Annotated in this window: 14 protein-coding genes; 10 read left to right on the top strand and 4 right to left on the bottom strand. The window is 70.3% G+C overall.

All coding sequences use genetic code 11. The annotated features are described in order from the left end of the window. Nucleotides 1-58 precede the first annotated feature (58 nt). Nucleotides 59-1,279, bottom strand: a complete 1,221-nt coding sequence (locus HFV08_RS18040) for an alpha/beta hydrolase (RefSeq protein WP_168540723.1) — start codon at nucleotides 1,277-1,279, stop codon at nucleotides 59-61. Nucleotides 1,280-1,444: 165 nt separating this feature from the next. Continuing rightward, a complete protein-coding gene (locus HFV08_RS18035; RefSeq protein ID WP_168540721.1) occupies nucleotides 1,445-2,095 on the bottom strand; it encodes a TetR/AcrR family transcriptional regulator in 651 nt (216 codons plus the stop codon). A gap of 142 nt (nucleotides 2,096-2,237) precedes the next feature. Between HFV08_RS18035 and HFV08_RS18030 the strand changes: the two genes are divergently transcribed. Both HFV08_RS18030 and HFV08_RS18025 read left to right on the top strand, forming a co-directional pair. Continuing rightward, nucleotides 2,238-3,857: an MFS transporter gene (locus HFV08_RS18030; protein WP_168540719.1), complete on the top strand. Its 1,620-nt coding sequence runs from the start codon at nucleotides 2,238-2,240 to the stop codon at nucleotides 3,855-3,857. A 204-nt stretch (nucleotides 3,858-4,061) separates the two neighbouring features. Next, entirely contained in the window at nucleotides 4,062-4,463 is a 402-nt protein-coding gene (locus tag HFV08_RS18025) for a peptidase inhibitor family I36 protein (protein ID WP_052482591.1), read from the top strand. 58 nt (nucleotides 4,464-4,521) lie between these two features. On the opposite strand, the gene aceE is transcribed toward HFV08_RS18025, so the two are convergent. Beyond that, nucleotides 4,522-7,266, bottom strand: coding sequence for a pyruvate dehydrogenase (acetyl-transferring), homodimeric type (gene aceE, locus HFV08_RS18020; protein WP_168540717.1), 2,745 nt, complete (start codon nucleotides 7,264-7,266; stop codon nucleotides 4,522-4,524). Nucleotides 7,267-7,695: 429 nt separating this feature from the next. Here aceE and HFV08_RS18015 point away from each other — a divergent pair, with 429 nt between their 5' ends. The 6 genes from HFV08_RS18015 to HFV08_RS17990 all read left to right on the top strand — a co-directional run bounded on the left by HFV08_RS18015 (nucleotide 7,696) and on the right by HFV08_RS17990 (nucleotide 12,456). Then, entirely contained in the window at nucleotides 7,696-8,133 is a 438-nt protein-coding gene (locus HFV08_RS18015; protein WP_040253944.1) for a DUF3052 domain-containing protein, read from the top strand. 211 nt (nucleotides 8,134-8,344) lie between these two features. Beyond that, a complete protein-coding gene (locus HFV08_RS18010; RefSeq protein ID WP_040258261.1) occupies nucleotides 8,345-8,803 on the top strand; it encodes a peroxiredoxin in 459 nt (152 codons plus the stop codon). Between the two features lie 113 nt (nucleotides 8,804-8,916). After that, complete coding sequence (locus HFV08_RS18005) at nucleotides 8,917-9,492, top strand: TerD family protein (protein WP_168540715.1); 576 nt, start codon at nucleotides 8,917-8,919, stop codon at nucleotides 9,490-9,492. Between the two features lie 213 nt (nucleotides 9,493-9,705). Further along, entirely contained in the window at nucleotides 9,706-10,281 is a 576-nt protein-coding gene (locus HFV08_RS18000) for a TerD family protein (RefSeq protein WP_168540713.1), read from the top strand. Nucleotides 10,282-10,356: 75 nt separating this feature from the next. Next, a complete protein-coding gene (locus HFV08_RS17995) occupies nucleotides 10,357-11,493 on the top strand; it encodes a DUF475 domain-containing protein (protein WP_168540711.1) in 1,137 nt (378 codons plus the stop codon). 222 nt (nucleotides 11,494-11,715) lie between these two features. Next, nucleotides 11,716-12,456, top strand: coding sequence for a TerD family protein (locus HFV08_RS17990; protein ID WP_168540710.1), 741 nt, complete (start codon nucleotides 11,716-11,718; stop codon nucleotides 12,454-12,456). Nucleotides 12,457-12,597: 141 nt separating this feature from the next. Here HFV08_RS17990 and HFV08_RS17985 read toward each other — a convergent pair whose 3' ends face one another. After that, nucleotides 12,598-13,404, bottom strand: a complete 807-nt coding sequence (locus HFV08_RS17985) for a TerD family protein (protein ID WP_168540709.1) — start codon at nucleotides 13,402-13,404, stop codon at nucleotides 12,598-12,600. Nucleotides 13,405-13,624: 220 nt separating this feature from the next. Here HFV08_RS17985 and HFV08_RS17980 point away from each other — a divergent pair, with 220 nt between their 5' ends. After that, the gene (locus HFV08_RS17980) at nucleotides 13,625-14,806 is read left to right on the top strand and encodes an HpcH/HpaI aldolase/citrate lyase family protein (protein WP_168540708.1); all 1,182 of its coding nucleotides are present in this window, start codon (nucleotides 13,625-13,627) and stop codon (nucleotides 14,804-14,806) included. A 209-nt stretch (nucleotides 14,807-15,015) separates the two neighbouring features. Next, nucleotides 15,016-17,508 carry a phosphoribosyltransferase gene (locus HFV08_RS17975; RefSeq protein ID WP_168540707.1) on the top strand — a complete coding sequence of 831 codons (2,493 nt, stop codon included), beginning with the start codon at nucleotides 15,016-15,018 and terminating at the stop codon, nucleotides 17,506-17,508. Nucleotides 17,509-17,574: the final 66 nt, after the last annotated feature.

Raw genomic sequence — 17,574 nt, 5'->3', positions numbered from 1 at the left:
TCGTATGCGCGGGGCCCCTTCACGTCGCCTCTTCGACGACCGCACTTCTTGCACGTATCTACGCGCGTTCGGCGCCCAGGACGTCCGTCAGACCGTTCCGGCACGCAGGATCCTGCTGTGCGCAGCGCACCGACTCGTAGGCGCCGGTACCGATTGCGGCGAAATTTCCCAGACTGTCCGTGCCGGGGAGGAAGTATCCCGCGTGGCCCTTCGCGAGATCGGCGGACAGGCGCCGTGCGCCGAAGGAGGGGGAGACCGGGTCGGCGCCGTGCCCGAGGCCGCCGACTTCCAGGAAGGGCACCTCGCGGATCCAGTCGTCGTTGTCCCGCACCGCCCAGACGCGGGCCCGGGTGTGCAGGTCCCCGGCGTGCGAGGCGCGCATGCCCGGGCTGCCCGCGACCGCGATGTCCCGCACCCGGCCCGGCAGTTCACCGGCGGCGAGCCCGCAGACCACCGAGCCGTAGCTGTGGCAGTACAGCGCCACCGGTGAACGTCCGGGCAGCCGGTGCAGCAGCGCGTTGAGCCGCTCGGCGCCCGCCTCCGCCTTGCCCGCGGTCACCGCGTCCATGCCGATCCCGCTGGGCGTGGTGTAGTCGGCCCAGGCGATCACCGCGGTACGGGTGCCCGGGCTCGCGGCGCGTTCGGCGCGGTGCAGGGCCTCGGCCATCCCGGCCGGCGCGCTGTATCTGCGCTCGGTGCGCTGGAAGGTCAGCAGGTCGGTGTCCACACCCGGGACCACGACCGAGACCCGCTCGGCCTTCTCCAGGTCGCCGTAGACCTCGGCCACCCGGCCCGAGCCCAGCGGATCGAAGGCGAGGATGTGCCGCTCCGGGCGGAGCAGCGCCTCCAGGCGGTGCATCCGGCGGCCCGCCTCGTGCCGTCCGTAGGGGGAGAGCCGGGTGTCCCGCATACGCCGCAGCTCCACCCCGCGGGCGTCGGTGAGGGCGATCCGGTTGGCCCGGTAGCGCAGCTTCACCGGCGCGCCGTTCATATTGCCGACGGCGAGCGGGTACCGGTGCAGCAGCCACCGCTCCTGGCGGCCGTCGAGCGAGGCGAAGAAGCGGTGCTGCCGCTCGGGCGCCGCGTGCGCGGAGGGCAGCGGACGGCCGCCGATTCCTCCCTGCTCCCAGGCGTCGAAGGCGGCCTGCACCGGGGAGGGTGCGGGCCGGTGGTGGCGCACGGCGGTCCAGCCGGTCGTCGCCAGCATGACGAAGACGACGGCCAGGGCGAGCAGCGTGCGCCAGACGGTGAGCTGGGTGGAAGTGTCGGAGGAAGTCACTGCGGGACACCCTAGGAGAACCCCGCCGCGCACCGTGAAACGGGTGGCCCAGGTCACCTTATCCATGCCGCTTTTGGGGCAGAACGGACCAGTCCCACAGGGCTTGTGACGCTGCGCGACGGGACTTCGGGCCCGCGCGGGCGGGCACACCGGCCCGCCCGGGTGTCACCCCCGGTGCCAATCGGCGGCGAGCGCCGACTCGAAGCGGTCCAGGTAGGCCGCGGTGATCTCGCGGATCGACTCCACGGTCGCCTCGTTCCCGGCGCCCCATCTGCGGCCGGTCATCCGCATCACCCCGCTGAAGGCGGCCACCACGAGGCGCGGCCGCGGGTCCTCGTCCACGTCGAGCCCCTCACGCTCGGCGATCACCCGCGCGAGCACCTCCTCCAGATCGGCCGAGCGGCGCATATGGGTGGCGAGCAGCGAGGGCGTGGACTCGATCAACTGGTACGTGCGCATGTGCAGTTCCAGCGGGACCAGCGCCTCGATCGCCTCCCCGACCGTGTTCCAGGCGTCGAGCACGGCCCGCCGCATCGCCTCCAGCGGGGCCTCACCGGGCGGCCGTCCGCTCACCGTGGTGACGAAGTGCGACTCGATGAGGTCCTGTACGCGGAAGGCGGCGTCCTCCTTGCTGCTGAAGTGCCGGAAGAAGGTGCGCTGGGAGACCTGGACGGCCTCGGAGATCTCGTCGACCGTCGTCTCCTCGTAGCCCTGGGAGGTGAAGAGTTCGAGGGCGGCGCGCAGCAGCTCGTCCCGGGTGCGCTGCTTCTTGCGCGCGCGCAGGCCGGGCGCCGGGGCGGGGAACTCCGTGGTCATCTCCGTGACGTTTCCCTTCGGGGTGTCGAGCGGCGGATCCTACGCGGGCACCGGGGCGCGCCCGCGACGTGACGCGGTAGACAACTGGCCGCCCGGCTAATCGGATTGCTTCGCGTCAGCCGCTGACATTAGCCTCGGCCGTATGACTAGTCAGACCACCGTCGACCCCAAGGAACCGGCGGACAGCACGCCGGCCGCACCCCCCGCAGCCGCGGCCGGCCGGCTGCGCGGCCACCCCTGGCTGACCCTGCTGACCGTGGCCTTCGGTGTCACGATGGTCGCCCTGGACGGCACCATCGTCGCCATCGCCAACCCTGCCATCCAGGCGGATCTGGGCGCCTCCTTCGCGGACGTCCAGTGGATCACCAACGCCTACTTCCTGGCGCTCGCCGTCGCCCTGATCACCGCGGGCAAGATCGGCGACCGCTTCGGGCACCGGCAGACCTTCCTGATCGGCGCCGCCGGTTTCGCGCTGGCCTCCGGCGCCATCGGCCTGTCCAGCGGCATCGCCGCGGTGGTCGCCTTCCGGGTGCTGCAGGGCCTGTTCGGCGCGCTCCTGATGCCCGCCGCCCTCGGCATCCTGCGCGCCACCTTCCCCGCCGAGAAGCTCAACATGGCGATCGGCATCTGGGGCATGGTCATCGGCGCCTCCACGGCCGGCGGCCCGATCATCGGCGGCCTGCTCGTCCAGCACGTCAGCTGGGAGTCGGTCTTCTTCATCAACCTGCCGGTCGGCGCCCTCGCGGTGGTGCTCGGCGTGCTGATCATCCTCGACCACCGCGCGGAGAAGGCGCCCCGGTCCTTCGACATCCCGGGCATCCTGCTGCTCTCGGCGGCCATGTTCTGTCTCGTCTGGGCCCTCATCAAGGCGCCCGAGTGGGGCTGGGGCGACGGCGGCACCTGGACCTTCCTCGCCGTCTCCGCGGTCAGCTTCGTCGTCTTCGCGCTCTGGGAGACCAGGACCGCCGAACCCCTCGTCCCGATGGGCCTGTTCCGCTCGGTGGCGCTGTCCGCCGGTGTGATCCTCATGGTCCTGATGGCCGTCGCCTTCCTCGGCGGCCTCTTCTTCGTCACCTTCTACCTGCAGAACGTGCACGGCATGAGCCCGGTGGACAGCGGCCTTCACCTGCTGCCGCTCACCGGCATGATGATCGTCGGCTCCCCCGTCGCGGGCGCCCTGATCACCAAGCTCGGCCCGCGGATCCCGCTCGCGGGCGGCATGGTCTGCACCGCCACGGCGATGTTCGGCATGTCCGAGCTGGAGGCCGGCACCAGCAGCCTCACCATGTCCATCTGGTTCGCCCTGCTCGGCCTCGGCCTCGCCCCGGTGATGGTCGGCGCGACCGAGGTCATCGTCGGCAACGCCCCGCTGGAGCTCTCGGGTGTCGCCGGAGGCCTCCAGCAGGCCGCCATGCAGATCGGCGGCAGCCTCGGTACGGCCGTTCTGGGCGCCGTGATGGCCTCGAAGGTGGACAGCGATCTGGCCGGGAACATGGCCGAGGCGAAGCTGCCGCCGGTGCCGCCGGAGCAGCTCGACAAGGCCAAGGAGGCCGTCCAGGTCGGGGTCGCGCCGGTGCCCCAGGGCGCCCCGGCCTCCCTCGCCGAGAAGATCACCACCGTCGCGCACGACACCTTCATGTCCGGGATGGGCCTTGCCTGCCTGGTCGCGGCGGGTGTCTCGGTGGTCGCGGTGTTCGTCGCCCTGTTCACCAAGCGCGGCCAGAACGCTGAGGCGGCGGGTGCCGCGGGCGGTCACATCTGAGTCGGCCGAGTGCGGGCCCGCCCGAGCGGAGGGGCCCGCATCCGGCCACGCGGAGCGTCAACTCCGCGTTCGGAAAGCCCCGTCGGGACCCCGGCGGGGCTTTTTCCCCTATCAGGGTGATCGCCGCCGTTGCCCCTTCCCCGGGGCCGGATCCGCAGATCAGGGTGCTCCTCAACTGATCCACTCCGACACGGGGGCACCACCATGACGCGATACGTCAACCGCAGGAACCTGACCATCACCCTCACCGCGGCGGCACTCTCCTGCCTCGCCCTGGCACCGGCCCACTCGGCACCGGCCCCGCGCTCGGCGCCCAAGGCGGCGCTCGGCTCCTGCGCCGCGGGGGAGCTGTGCCTGTGGGACAAGGCGGAGTTCAAGGGCGCCCGGCGCACCTACGAGCTCTCCGGCACCCCGATCGAGAGCTGCGTGGTGCTGCCCGGCAAGGGGGGCGCCCAGTCCTTCGCCAACCGCACCGGGCGGCCGGTGACGACCTACCAGTCCGAGGAGTGCGCCGAGACCGGGGAGTTCGACACCTATCCCGGCAAGGGCAGCTACACGCCCCAGGCGCCGTACCGGGTACGGGCGTTCAAGATCTGGGAGCGCTAGAACCGCGGGGCCCGGAGGAAGTCCTCCGGGCCCCGCGATTCCTGACCGGCGTCGCTTCTCAGGCGTCGCCTCCGGCGGCACCCGGGTCCGCGGCGGCGACGTCGAGCAGCTGGTAGCGGTCGATGGCCTGCTTGAGCACCGAGCGGTCCAGCTTGCCCTCGCGGGCGAGTTCGGTGAGCACGCCCACCACGATCGACTCGGCGTCGATGTGGAAGAAGCGCCGGGCGGCGCCCCGGGTGTCCGCGAAGCCGAAGCCGTCCGCGCCGAGCGACTGGTAGGTGCCCGGCACCCAGCGCGCGATCTGGTCCGGCACCGAGCGCATCCAGTCCGAGACGGCCACGAACGGCCCCTCGCTGCCCGCGAGTTTGCGGGTGACGTACGGGGTGCGCTGCTCCTCCTCGGGGTGCAGCAGGTTGTGCCGCTCCACCTCGACGGCCTCGCGCCGCAGCTCGTTCCAGGAGGTCGCCGACCAGACGTCGGCCTTCACGTTCCAGTCGCGGGCGAGGATCTCCTGCGCCGTGAGCGCCCAGGGCACCGCGACACCGGAGGCGAGGATCTGCGCCGGGATCGCGCCCTCCTGGCCGGGCCGCAGCCGGTGGATGCCCTTGAGGATGCCCTCGACATCGACGTCCGCGGGCTCGGCCGGGTGCTTGATCGGCTCGTTGTAGACGGTGAGGTAGTAGAAGACGTCCGGGTCCTCGCCGGGCTCCGGCTGCCCGTACATCCGGCGCAGGCCGTCCTTGACGATGTGCGCGATCTCGAAGCCGAAGGCCGGGTCGTAGGCCACGCACGCCGGGTTGGTGGAGGCGAGCAGCTGGGAGTGCCCGTCGGCGTGCTGGAGCCCCTCACCGGTCAGGGTCGTGCGCCCGGCGGTCGCGCCGAGGACGAATCCGCGCGCCATCTGGTCGGCCATCTGCCAGAACTGGTCACCGGTGCGCTGGAAACCGAACATCGAGTAGAAGACGTAGACCGGGATCAGCGGCTCGCCGTGCGTGGCGTACGCGGAGCCGGCCGCGATCAGCGAGGCGGTGCAGCCCGCCTCGGAGATGCCGTCGTGCAGCATCTGCCCGGTCGGCGACTCCTTGTAGGCGAGCAGGAGTTCGCGGTCCACGGACTCGTACTGCTGGCCGAGCGGGTTGTAGATCTTCGCACTCGGGAAGAAGGAGTCCATGCCGAAGGTGCGGTACTCGTCCGGCGCGATCAGCACGAAGCGCTTGCCGATCTCCTTGTCCCGCATGAGGTCCTTCAGCAGCCGTACGAAGGCCATGGTGGTGGCGATCGACTGCTGACCCGACCCCTTCTTCACGGTCGCGTACGTCTTCTCCTCGGGCAGCGGCAGCGGCTTGGCGCGCACCACCCGGGTCGGTGCGTACCCGCCGAGGGATTTGCGCCGGTCGTGCATGTACTGGATCTCTTCCGAGTCCCGGCCCGGGTGGTAGTACGGCGGCAGTCCGCTCTCCAGCTCCTTGTCCGGGATGGGCAGGTGCAGCCGGTCGCGGAAGCCCTTGAGGTCGGCCACCGTGAGCTTCTTCATCTGGTGGGTGGCGTTGCGGCCCTCGAAGTTGGGGCCGAGGGTCCAGCCCTTGACGGTCTGCGCGAGGATCACCGTCGGCTGGCCCTTGTGCGCCTTGGCGGCGGAGAAGGCCGCGTAGATCTTCCGGTGGTCGTGGCCGCCGCGCCCCAGGTGCAGGATCTGGTCGTCCGACATGCTCTCGACCATGGCCCGCAGCCGCTGGTCGTCGCCGAAGAAGTGGTCGCGGATGTAGGAGCCGGTCTCCGTCGCGTACGTCTGGAACTGCCCGTCCGGCGTGGTGTTGAGCTTGTTGACGAGCAGCCCGTCGCGGTCCTGGGCGAGCAGCGGGTCCCAGGTGCGGTCCCAGACGAGCTTGACGACGTTCCAGCCCGCGCCGCGGAACTGCGACTCCAGCTCCTGGATGATCTTGCCGTTGCCGCGCACCGGGCCGTCGAGGCGCTGGAGGTTGCAGTTGACCACGAAGGTCAGGTTGTCCAGCCCCTCGCGGGCGGCGATGGAGAGCTGGCCCAGCGACTCGGGCTCGTCCATCTCGCCGTCGCCGAGGAAGGCCCAGACGTGCGACTTGGAGGTGTCGGCGATGCCGCGCGCCTCCATATAGCGGTTCATCCGGGCCTGGAAGATCGCGCCGAGCGGGCCGAGGCCCATCGAGACGGTCGGGAACTCCCAGAAGTCCGGCATGGAGCGCGGGTGCGGATAGCTCGAAAGCCCCTCGGGGAAGCGCGACTTCTCCTGCCGGAAGCCGTCGAGCTGCTGCTCGTTCAGCCGGTCGAGCAGGAAGGCCCGGGCGTAGATGCCGGGCGAGGCGTGGCCCTGGAAGAAGATCTGGTCGCCGCCGTCGCCCTCGTCCTTGCCGCGGAAGAAGTGGTTGAAGCCGACGTCGTAGAGCGAGGCCGAGGAGGCGAAGGTCGCGATGTGGCCGCCGACCCCGATGCCGGGGCGCTGGGCGCGCGAGACCATCACGGCCGCGTTCCAGCGGGTGGCGTTCAGGACCTTGCGCTCGATGTCCTCGTTGCCGGGGAAGAACGGCTCGTCCTTGGTGGCGATGGTGTTGATGTAGTCCGTGCTGCGCATCTCGGGCACGGCGACGCGGCGCTCGCGGGCCCGCTCGATCAGCCGGAGCATGAGGTACCGGGCGCGCTCGCGGCCCCGCTCGTCGACGGCCGCGTCGAGGGAGTCGAGCCACTCCTGGGTCTCTTCGGGATCAAAGTCCGGGACCTGGCTGGGAAGGCCGCCAATGATGATCGGATTGCGATCGGATCCGGAAGCCACGCTGTTCCTTCGCTGTCTGGGGGCACTGAGGGGGCTTGGTGCTGCGGGTATGCCGCTCCCATCGTGGACCTCGCGGGGGCGTACGTCATCTCTACTCATTGGTAACCGCAACCTTTCCGGGCCCGGCGGCGGATCTTCGGATGACATGTCCTCTTTGCCCGGGCTTTCCGCGTGTTGGACGCGGTCACGCGCGGGCCGGGAGGGGTCGGGGAGGAAAGCCGCGAAAGGGTTCATTCCGAAGGGGCGTCCGAGACCCGTTACCGTGGAGTCATGCCATGAGTTGCGGTGACACGGCCCGGAACGTCACCGTTTCGGCGGTCTGCACGGCCGGGTACTTGCGCGATCCGTCCCGCACGTGTGGACTACGGCCAAAGCCCCGCGTACGCGCGAGGTCCCCGACACTTCCGAAACATGATCAGGAGGCAATCCGTGAGCGCGACCGCGGACCACGCGGAGGAGCGGACGAGCCTGGCCGCAAGGCTGGGTATCCAGCCCGGACAGGTGGTCCAGGAGATCGGCTACGACGAGGACGTCGACCACGAGCTCCGTGAGGCGATCCAGGAGACCAGTGGCAAGGAACTCGTCGACGAGGACTACGACGACGTCGCCGACGCGGTGGTCGTCTGGTTCCGTGAGGACGACGGCGACCTGACGGACGCCCTCGTCGATGCCACGACGCTCATCGACGAGGGCGCGCCCCTCGTCCTGCTGACGCCGAAGACCGGCCGCGACGGGTATGTCGAGCCGAGCGACATCAACGAGGCCGCGCAGACCGCGGGCCTGTCCCAGACCAAGACGCTCAGCGTCGGCAAGGACTGGACCGGCAGCCGCCTGGTCACACCCAAGGCGGCCGCCAAGAAGCGCTAGCGGCCGAGACCTCACCAGCGGGCCCGTGCCCCGGACATCGCTCCGGGGCACGGGCCCGCGCCCTTTTCCGGCGGCTCGTGCCCTCGGCGCCCATGACGGCCGGCCGCCGAGGGGTCGCAGCCGGGACGTGCCGCGAGGGCCGGGGGGATCACTGCGTAGGGTGGGTCACCTGAACAGCCTCCGACAGCCCCGTGGAAGGGATGGCGTGACCATGGCGATCGAGGTCGGCACCAAGGCCCCGGACTTTGCGCTCAAGAACCAGCACGGCGAGACCGTGCGGCTCGCGGACTTCCGCGGCGAGAAGAACGTGGTGCTGCTCTTCTACCCGTTCGCGTTCACCGGCGTGTGCACCGGCGAGCTGTGCGCCCTGCGCGACGAACTCCCGAAGTTCGTCAACGACGAGGTCCAGCTGCTCGCCGTCTCCAACGACTCCCCGTTCAGCCTGCGGGTCTTCGCCGAGCAGGAGGGCCTGGAGTACCCGCTGCTCTCCGACTTCTGGCCGCACGGCGAGACCTCGCGGGCCTACGGCGTCTTCGACGAGGAGAAGGGGTGCGCCGTGCGCGGCACCTTCATCATCGACAAGGAGGGCGTGGTGCGCTGGACGGTCGAGAACGGCCTGCCCGACGCCCGCGACCTGAACGACTACGTCAAGGCGCTCGACACCCTGTGATTCCTGCGCCCCAAGGAGGGCCGTGGCGGGGAACCCGTCACTAGGATCCACTCGTTGTCACAAGAAGCCAACGCACGACGGGGGCCAGGCCCCTGCATACCAAGGGAGGACTCGTGGGAGTCAGCCTCAGCAAGGGCGGCAACGTCTCGCTGACCAAGGAGGCACCGGGCCTGACCGCGGTCACGATCGGTCTGGGCTGGGATGTGCGCACCACCACCGGCACCGACTTCGACCTCGATGCCAGCGCCATCCTGACGAACGCCGAGGGCAAGGTCGCCAGCGACCAGAACTTCGTGTTCTTCAACAACCTCAAGAGCCCCGACGGCTCGGTGGAGCACACCGGCGACAACATCACCGGTGAGGGCGAGGGCGACGACGAGCAGATCAAGGTCAACCTGGCCGGGGTCCCCGCCGAGGTGGAGAAGATCGTTTTCCCGGTCTCCATCTATGACGCGGAGAACCGCCAGCAGTCCTTCGGCCAGGTGCGCAACGCGTTCATCCGCGTGGTCAACCAGGCCGGCGAGGCCGAGATCGCTCGGTACGACCTCTCCGAGGACGCCTCCACCGAGACCGCCATGGTCTTCGGTGAGCTCTACCGGCACGGCGCGGAGTGGAAGTTCCGCGCCATCGGCCAGGGCTACGCCTCGGGTCTGCGCGGCATCGCGCAGGACTTCGGCGTGAACGTCTGAGGACGTAAGCGAGGCACCAACCGCCGTCCGGCGCCGCACACCACCGTGCGGCGCCGGACGCGCACGGGGCATCGGCCGGTGCCGGAGGGTCCCGCCCGAGGCGCGGGCCGCCGGATGCCGTCCAGCCACCCCGCCCCCGTCGCGTGCACCGGGCGTGAGGACCGCGGGGTGGGGTATCAACGGGGATCACCACCATCGGGGAGGACCACGAACATGGGCGTCACACTCGCCAAGGGGGGCAATGTCTCCCTCTCCAAGGCCGCACCGAATCTCACCCAGGTGATGGTCGGGCTCGGCTGGGACGCGCGCTCCACCACCGGAGCCCCCTTCGACCTCGACGCCAGCGCGCTGCTGTGCCAGTCGGGGCGGGTGCTCGGCGACGAGTGGTTCGTCTTCTACAACAATCTGACCAGTCCGGACGGCTCCGTGGAGCACACCGGTGACAACCTCACCGGTGAGGGCGACGGCGACGACGAGTCGCTGCTCGTCGACCTCTCCAAGGTGCCGGCCCACTGCGACAAGATCGTCTTCCCGGTCTCCATCCATGACGCGGACAACCGCGGCCAGGCCTTCGGCCAGGTCAGCAACGCCTTCATCCGTGTCGTCAATCAGGCGGACGGCCAGGAACTGGCACGCTACGACCTGTCCGAGGACGCCTCCACCGAGACGGCGATGATCTTCGGCGAGCTGTACCGGTACAACGGTGAGTGGAAGTTCAGGGCCGTGGGCCAGGGGTACGCGTCGGGCCTGCGAGGCATCGCTCTAGACTTCGGGGTCAATGTTTCGTAAAGCCGGGTACGGCGAGGGGGGAGACCCTCCCCCGGATCCTCCGGGGGGACCCCCACACACACGATTGGGTAGCCAGTGCTTCTGAAAACCTTCGGCTGGTCGTTCGCGGTCACCGCGCTCGGTCTGGTCGCAGCGGTGTTCTACGGGGGATGGACCGCGTTCGGGGTCGTCGCGATCCTGGCCATCCTCGAGATCTCGCTGTCCTTCGACAACGCCGTGGTCAACGCCGGAATCCTGAAGAAGATGAATGCCTTCTGGCAGAAGATCTTCCTCACCGTCGGCATCCTGATCGCCGTCTTCGGCATGCGGCTGGTCTTCCCCGTCGTGATCGTCGCGATCAGCGCCAAGATCGGCCCGATCGACGCGGTCGATCTCGCCATGACCGACAAGGACCGCTATCAGGAGCTGGTGACCGACGCCCACCCGTCGATCGCGGCCTTCGGCGGCATGTTCCTGCTGATGATCTTCCTCGACTTCATCTTCGAGGAGCGCGACATCAAGTGGCTCAGCTGGCTGGAGCGGCCGCTCGCCAAGCTCGGCAAGGTCGACATGCTCTCGGTCTGCATCGCCCTGATCGTTCTCATGATCGCCGCGCTGACCTTCGCCGCCAACGCACACCAGCACGGCGGCGGCCACGCCGACAAGGCCGAGACGGTCCTGCTCGCCGGTGTCGCGGGTCTGATCACCTACCTCGTGGTCGGCGGGCTCTCCGGCTACTTCGAGAACCGTCTCGAAGAGGCCGAGGAGCGCGAGCACGAGGCCGAGGAAGAGGCCAAGAAGCGCGGCAAGAACGTCTCCGCGGTCAAACTCAGCGGCCAGGCCGCCTTCTTCATGTTCCTCTACCTCGAAGTCCTCGACGCCTCCTTCTCCTTCGACGGAGTCATCGGCGCCTTCGCCGTCACCAACGACATCGTGATGATGGCCCTCGGCCTCGGCATCGGCGCCATGTACGTCAGGTCGCTCACCGTCTACCTGGTCCGCCAGGGCACCCTGGACGACTACGTCTACCTGGAGCACGGCGCCCACTACGCCATCGGCGCGCTCGCCCTGATCCTCCTCGTCACCATCCAGTACCAGATCAACGAGGTCGTCACCGGCCTGGTCGGCGTCGTCCTGATCGCCGCCTCCTTCTGGTCCTCGGTACGCCGCAACAAGAAGATCGAGGCCGCCGGGGGAGAGGAATCGGACGAGAAGACCGAGGTCTCCGTCTGACGGGTCCGATCCCGTCCGGGCCGTGCTCCTGAACTGCCGGTGGCCGAACGCGGACCGGGGTGCGTGAGAGGGCACGGGAAGAGGAATGCATCAGTGCGGGGCGGCCGTCGAGGACAGGTTCCTCGGGGCCGCCCCGCAGGCGTGCCGGAGCGAGCATGCCGAAGACGGACAGGGGGCACCCTGCGGGCAGGGGACTTCCTCGCGAGGAGAGGTGGGGGCGCAATGGCCTTCTGGGACGGTCTGTGGCGCGGTCGGTCGACGGTGTTCGACTCGGGCAGCGCGGCGAGCAACGCCATCGAGTTGACCAAACGGAGCCCGGCGGTCTCGCTCACGAAGCAGGGCGCCGACAGCGGTAACCTCCGCGTCAACCTCTCCTGGCGGATGCGCACCTCCGACTTCATGGGCAAGTCCTCGCGCAGCGGCGGCAGCCTCTTACGCAACCCGCTCACGCTCTTCAAGCCCGAGGTCGTGCAGGCGCACACCCAGGGCGTGGTCAACGTCGACCTGGACATCGGCTGCCTCTACGAAATGGTCGACGGCGAGAAGGGCGTGGTCCAGCCCCTGGGCGGCTTCTTCGGCGACCTGAACACCCCGCCCTATGTGAAGCTCAGCGGCGACGACCGCTTCGGCTCGCCCTCCGGCGAGACGATCTACATCAACCTGGACCACCGCGAGTCGATCAAGCGGCTGCTCGTCTTCGTCTACATCTACGACCAGACCCCCGCCTTCGACCGCACCCACGCCAAGGTCACCCTCTACCCGAGCAACGGCCCCCGGATCGAGATCAGCCTGGAGGAGCGCGCCGCGCAGTCCCGCTCCTGCGCCGTCCTCCTGATCGAGAACGTCAAGGGCGAACTGACGGTGCGCCGCGAGGTCAAGTTCGTCTACGGCTTCCAGGCCGAACTCGACCGCCTGTACGGCTGGGGCCTGCAATGGGGCCGCGGCTACAAGACGGCCAAGTAGCACGGCCGGGGGCGCCGGCGCGCTGCCGGTGAGCGGACAGGCTCCCGCGCTGTGCCCCGCCTCCGGGGCCGGGTGCCGGGTCCTGCGACCGGGTGCCCGGTTCCGCCGCCGGACGCTCCGCCCGGCGGCCGGGGCCCCGGGTCAGCGGCCGATGAACTGCGGGCCCTGCGGCGGCATCGTGAAGGCCGGGTCCGCGCCCACGGGCTGCGGGTATCCGTAGGCGGGGTCGGCTCCCAGCGGCGCCGGCTGGGTGGGCGCCGAGGGCGGGTAGCCGTACGCCGGTTGCGGCGGCGGCCCCTGGGGCGGCGGCGGGTGGGCGTGGGTCTGGGCCTGGGAAGCCGCCGGGGCTGCCACCGGCTCGGGTGCGACCGGAGGCGGGGCCTGGGCGGAGTCCGGGGCCGAGGGCTCGGACTCGTCGACGGAGATGCCGAAGTCCGTCGCCAGTCCGACCAGCCCGTTCGAATACCCCTCACCCAGCGCGCGGAACTTCCAGCCCGCTCCGCGCCGGTAGATCTCCCCGCAGATCAGCGCCGTCTCGGCACCTGTCTCCGGGGTGATGTCGAAGTACGCCAGCGGCTCGGCCTCCGAGGCTGCGTCGTGCACCTGGATGCGCAGCGCCCGGACCTGGTCGAAGGGCACATCGTCCGCGGAGGCGACGAGGAGGATGCGGTGCACCTCGGGGCCCATTCCCGCGAGGTCCGCCTGCACACTGTCGGTGACGTGGTCGCCCGCGCGCTTCTTGCCCAGCCGCCATACCCGGTCCGAGGGGTGGCGGGGCTGGTTGTAGAAGACGAAGTCCTCGTCCGAGCGCACCCGTCCGTCCGGACCGAGGAGCAGCGCCGAGACATCGACATCCGGCACGCCCTGGCCGGGCGCCCATCGGAGCAGGGCACGCACCGATGTGGCCTCGATCGGGACGTTCGCCCCCTTCAGCATCGCGTGCGTCATGCGCTCATCCTGCCCTCCCGGCCCCTCGCAGGACAACGCGGGGACGTCGCGAGGACGGGGCGGGGACGCCACCGGGCTTCGCGCCCCGGGGTCGCCCGTGCGCGCCGCCGACACGGCCGGGTTACCGGAACTTCATGTTCAGCGGGAACCCCGGACACGCATTCCTACGTACTATTACCGGCCACATCTTGTCCTGCCTCCTCCGCCACCAGGGAGTCCCATGCGTCATTTCGGGCACATCGCCCCGGAGGTGCGGCAGCGTCTCTTCCACCAGGAGCCGCGCACCTTCACGTCCGAGTCACCGGCGCGCATGCTCGCCGTGGCCCTGGGCGCCACGCTGTACAGCCCCGCCACCAGGCCGCACCTCGCCGAGGACGTGGTGAAACAGGCGGACCGCGGTGTGGTCTCGATGGTGCTGTGCCTGGAGGACTCCATAGGCGACGCCGATGTGCCCGAGGCCGAGGAGAACCTGATACGCCAGTTCTCCGCTCTCGCCGACCAGCCGAGGGCGACGGACGACCCGCCCCTGCTCTTCATCCGGGTACGCACCCCCGAGCAGATACCCGACCTGGTCCGCAGGCTCGGCCCGCACGTCCGGCTCCTGTCCGGATTCGTGCTCCCCAAGTTCACCGAGGAACGGGGTGTCCCCTTCCTCGAAGCCCTCGGTGACGCCGAGGCCCTCGGCAGCCGCCGCCTCTACGCCATGCCGGTCCTCGAGTCACCCGAGCTCATGCACCTGGAGACCCGGCGCGAGGCCCTGGCCGGTATCGCCCGCACCGTGGACAAGTACCGCGACCGCGTCCTCGCCCTCCGCCTCGGCGTGACCGACTTCTGCTCCACCTACGGACTGCGCCGCACCCCCGACATGACCGCGTACGACGTGCAGATCGTCGCCTCGGTCATCGCCGATGTGGTCAACCAGCTCGCCCGCGCGGACGGCACGGGCTTCACCGTCAGCGGACCGGTGTGGGAGTACTTCCGGGTCCAGCAGCGCATGTTCAAGCCCCAGCTGCGCCGCAGCCCCTTCCACGGCCGGGCGGAGGAACTGCGTACCGCCCTCATCGAGCACGACATGGACGGCCTGCTGCGCGAGATCGAACTCGACCGTGCCAACGGCCTCCTCGGCAAGACCTGCATCCACCCCTCTCATGTGCCGCCCGTGCACGCCCTGTCCGTGGTCAGCCACGAGGAGTACAGCGACGCCCGGGACATCCTGCGTCCGGAACTCGACGGCGGAGTCCTGCGCTCCGCCTATACGAACAAGATGAACGAGGTGAAGCCGCACCGCGCCTGGGCCGAGCGCACCCTGGAACGCGCCGCCGTCTTCGGCGTGGCCAACGAGGACGTCGGCTTCGTCGAACTGCTCGCCGCCGGAGCCCCGGCCGAACGCAAGGGAGCGTGAACACCGTGGCATGGTCCGGATCATGGGTGGCCGAGCGACTGGGTGTCGACCTCCTCCCGAGCGAGGACTCCGCGCCCCCGCGCCCGGAGTCGGCCCGGTCCGCGTCACCGGGGTCCGTCACTCCGGGGCCTGGGTCGCCGCGGTCTGAGTCGCCGGGCTCCTCCTCTCCGGGGCCCGAGTCTCCGGGCTCCGTCGAGCGGCTACGGGACATGCTGGGCCTCGCCCTGCGCCGCAACCCCAAGCGCGCCCACCTCCTCGTGTCGAACGTCCTCGGCAAGCACGTCCCCCAACTCCCTTCCGTGGTCCACCGCTCCGGCCATGACCTCGGCCTCAGGGTCCTCGAACTCCTCGGCCCCGATCAGGCGGCCTCCTCCGTCGTCCTCGGCTACGCCGAGACGGCCACCGGACTCGGCCACTGCGTCGCCGACGGACTGGGCTCCGCGCCCTATCTGCACTCGACGCGGCGCCCGGTGCCGGGTGTGCCCCAGGCCGGTGGATTCGAGGAGTCCCACTCGCACGCCACCTCGCACCTCCTCCTTCCCGAGGACCCCGAACTGCTGGCGGGCAGCGGCCCCCTTGTCCTGGTCGACGACGAGTTCTCCACCGGGAACACCGTCCTCAACACCATCCGCACCCTGCACGGGCGGTACCCCCGCGAGCGGTACGTCATCGTGGCCCTGGTCGACATGCGCGCCCCGCAGGACCGGCAGCGCCTCGCCGATTTCGCGGAGGAGATCGGCGCCCGGATCGACCTGATCGCCGCCGCCCGGGGCACGGTGAGCCTGCCCCCCGATGTCCTCACCGCCGGTCAGGCACTGGTCGAGGCCCATGAGAGCCGTGTGGAGGGCCACCCTGACGGAGCGCCCGCACCGGACCGGTCTGCGGCGTCCTCGGCCGAGCAGGAGTCGCCGGCCGGAGGTACCGAACCGAGCGGCCAGGACCCCTCGCCACGGTTCACCCGTCTCGGTCTCGGCTGGCCCGCGGACCTCCCGGACGGGGGCCGCCATGGCTTCCTGCCGGGCCACCGGAGCGTCCTCGAGACCGCCCTGCCCAAGATGGCCGAAGGCATCGCCGAGGAACTGCGGGCCCGCCTGGGCTCCGAGGGGCGGGCCACGGGCACCACCCCGCCAGCCAGGACCCCGAAGGTGCTCGTCCTCGGCTGCGAGGAGCTGATGTACACGCCCCTGCGGCTCGCCCTCGCCCTGGAGGAACAGCTCCCCGGAGTCGAGGTGCGCTTCTCGACGACCACCCGGTCGCCCGTCCTCGCCATCGACGACCCCGGCTACGCCATCCGCAGCCGCCTCACCTTCCCTTCCCACGACCATCCCGACGACGGTCCGGGTGACAGGTACGCCTACAACGTCGCGGGCGCCGGTTTCGACGCCGTCCTCGCCGTCGTCGACTCCACCGCCGACACCCCCGAACTCAGCGCCCCCCACGGCCTGCTGAGCCGTCTCGCGGCCCATACCGGGCAGGTGCTGCTCGCGGTCGTCCCGTCCTATGTCCCGGCGTCCGCGCACCGCGCCACGGAAAGGCCCCACGTGCTGCCCGAGCCGCTCCGTGGCCCAGAGTTCTCCTCCTACGCTCCCGAGGAGGTGGGCTGGCTCCTCCAGGACCTCTCCCGGACACAGCTGGAGGCGCCGACGGAGGAACGGGAAGAGGCGATCCAGAACGGCGGCGCCCACTACGCGGAGTCCCTCCCCGTGGAGTACCAGCCGAGCCCCGCCTACCAGGAGCTGTTCCAGTCGGCGCTGGAAGCCTCCGCCGACCGCATCGCCCTGGCCGTGGGCACCGTGACCGAGACGGTGCTCGCCGAGCGCACGAGGCGCCCCGTCCTGGTCTCCCTCGCCCGGGCCGGCACCCCCGTCGGCGTGCTCATGCGCAGGTACGCCCAGCACCGGCACGGCCTCGAACTGCCCCACTACGCCGTGTCCATCGTCCGCGGCCGAGGCATCGACACCAACGCCCTGCGCTGGCTCGCCGCCCATCACGACCCGGCGGACGTGGTCTTCGTCGACGGCTGGACCGGCAAGGGCGCGATCACCCGTGAACTCGCCGAGGCGGTGAGGGACTTCGAGCGCTCCGAAGGCGTCGAAGGGTTCGACCCGGAGATCGCGGTCCTCGCCGACCCCGGCTCCTGCGTCCGCACCTACGGCACCCGCGAGGACTACCTGATCCCCTCCGCCTGCCTGAACTCCACCGTCTCCGGCCTCGTCTCGCGGACTGTGCTCCGCCCGGACCTGGTGGGCCCCTCCGACTTCCACGGTGCCAAGTTCTATGCCGAGCTGGCCGACGCCGATGTCTCGGGCGTCTTCCTCGACGCCGTCACGGCACGCTTCGGCGAAGTCGCCGCGGCCGTCGACCAGCGGGTGAAGGAACTCCTCTCCACCGACCGCAGCCCGAGCTGGGAAGGGTGGGCCGCGGTGGAGAGAATCAGTGAGGAGTACGGCATCCATGATGTGAACCTCGTCAAGCCGGGGGTCGGTGAGACGACCCGTGTGCTGTTGCGCCGTGTGCCTTGGAAGATCCTCGCCCGCACCGGAGCCGGTGCGGACCTGGACCATGTGCGGCTTCTCGCCGAGCAACGCGGCGTACCCGTCGAGGAGGTGGACGGGCTTCCCTACACCTGCATCGGCCTGATCCACCCCCGCTTCACCCGTGGCGCGACGGGGACGGACGGCAAGGCGGTGGCGGCGAAGTGAGCGAGTCCGAGCCCCGCCCGACGCCCTCTGCGCCTCTGTCACTGCGACCTCCTTCTTCCGGGCCCG

This window comes from Streptomyces physcomitrii, from assembly GCF_012273655.1.
GTDB lineage: Bacteria > Actinomycetota > Actinomycetes > Streptomycetales > Streptomycetaceae > Streptomyces > Streptomyces physcomitrii.
The sequence above is the reverse complement of the archived record's forward strand: the minus strand, read 5'-3'. Positions and strand labels throughout refer to the sequence as shown.

Excerpts from the sequence above, each read along its gene's own strand:
- HFV08_RS18000 (WP_168540713.1), top strand. The coding sequence starts at position 9,706 with ATGGGCGTCACACTCGCCAAGGGGGGCAATGTCTCCCTCTCCAAGGCC.
- HFV08_RS18030 (WP_168540719.1), top strand. The coding sequence starts at position 2,238 with ATGACTAGTCAGACCACCGTCGACCCCAAGGAACCGGCGGACAGCACG.
- HFV08_RS18035 (WP_168540721.1), bottom strand. The coding sequence starts at position 2,095 with ATGACCACGGAGTTCCCCGCCCCGGCGCCCGGCCTGCGCGCGCGCAAG.
- HFV08_RS17975 (WP_168540707.1), top strand. The coding sequence starts at position 15,016 with ATGCTGGGCCTCGCCCTGCGCCGCAACCCCAAGCGCGCCCACCTCCTC.
- HFV08_RS18010 (WP_040258261.1), top strand. The coding sequence starts at position 8,345 with ATGGCGATCGAGGTCGGCACCAAGGCCCCGGACTTTGCGCTCAAGAAC.
- HFV08_RS17985 (WP_168540709.1), bottom strand. The coding sequence starts at position 13,404 with ATGACGCACGCGATGCTGAAGGGGGCGAACGTCCCGATCGAGGCCACA.
- HFV08_RS17980 (WP_168540708.1), top strand. The coding sequence starts at position 13,625 with ATGCGTCATTTCGGGCACATCGCCCCGGAGGTGCGGCAGCGTCTCTTC.
- HFV08_RS18025 (WP_052482591.1), top strand. The coding sequence starts at position 4,062 with ATGACGCGATACGTCAACCGCAGGAACCTGACCATCACCCTCACCGCG.
- HFV08_RS17990 (WP_168540710.1), top strand. The coding sequence starts at position 11,716 with ATGGCCTTCTGGGACGGTCTGTGGCGCGGTCGGTCGACGGTGTTCGAC.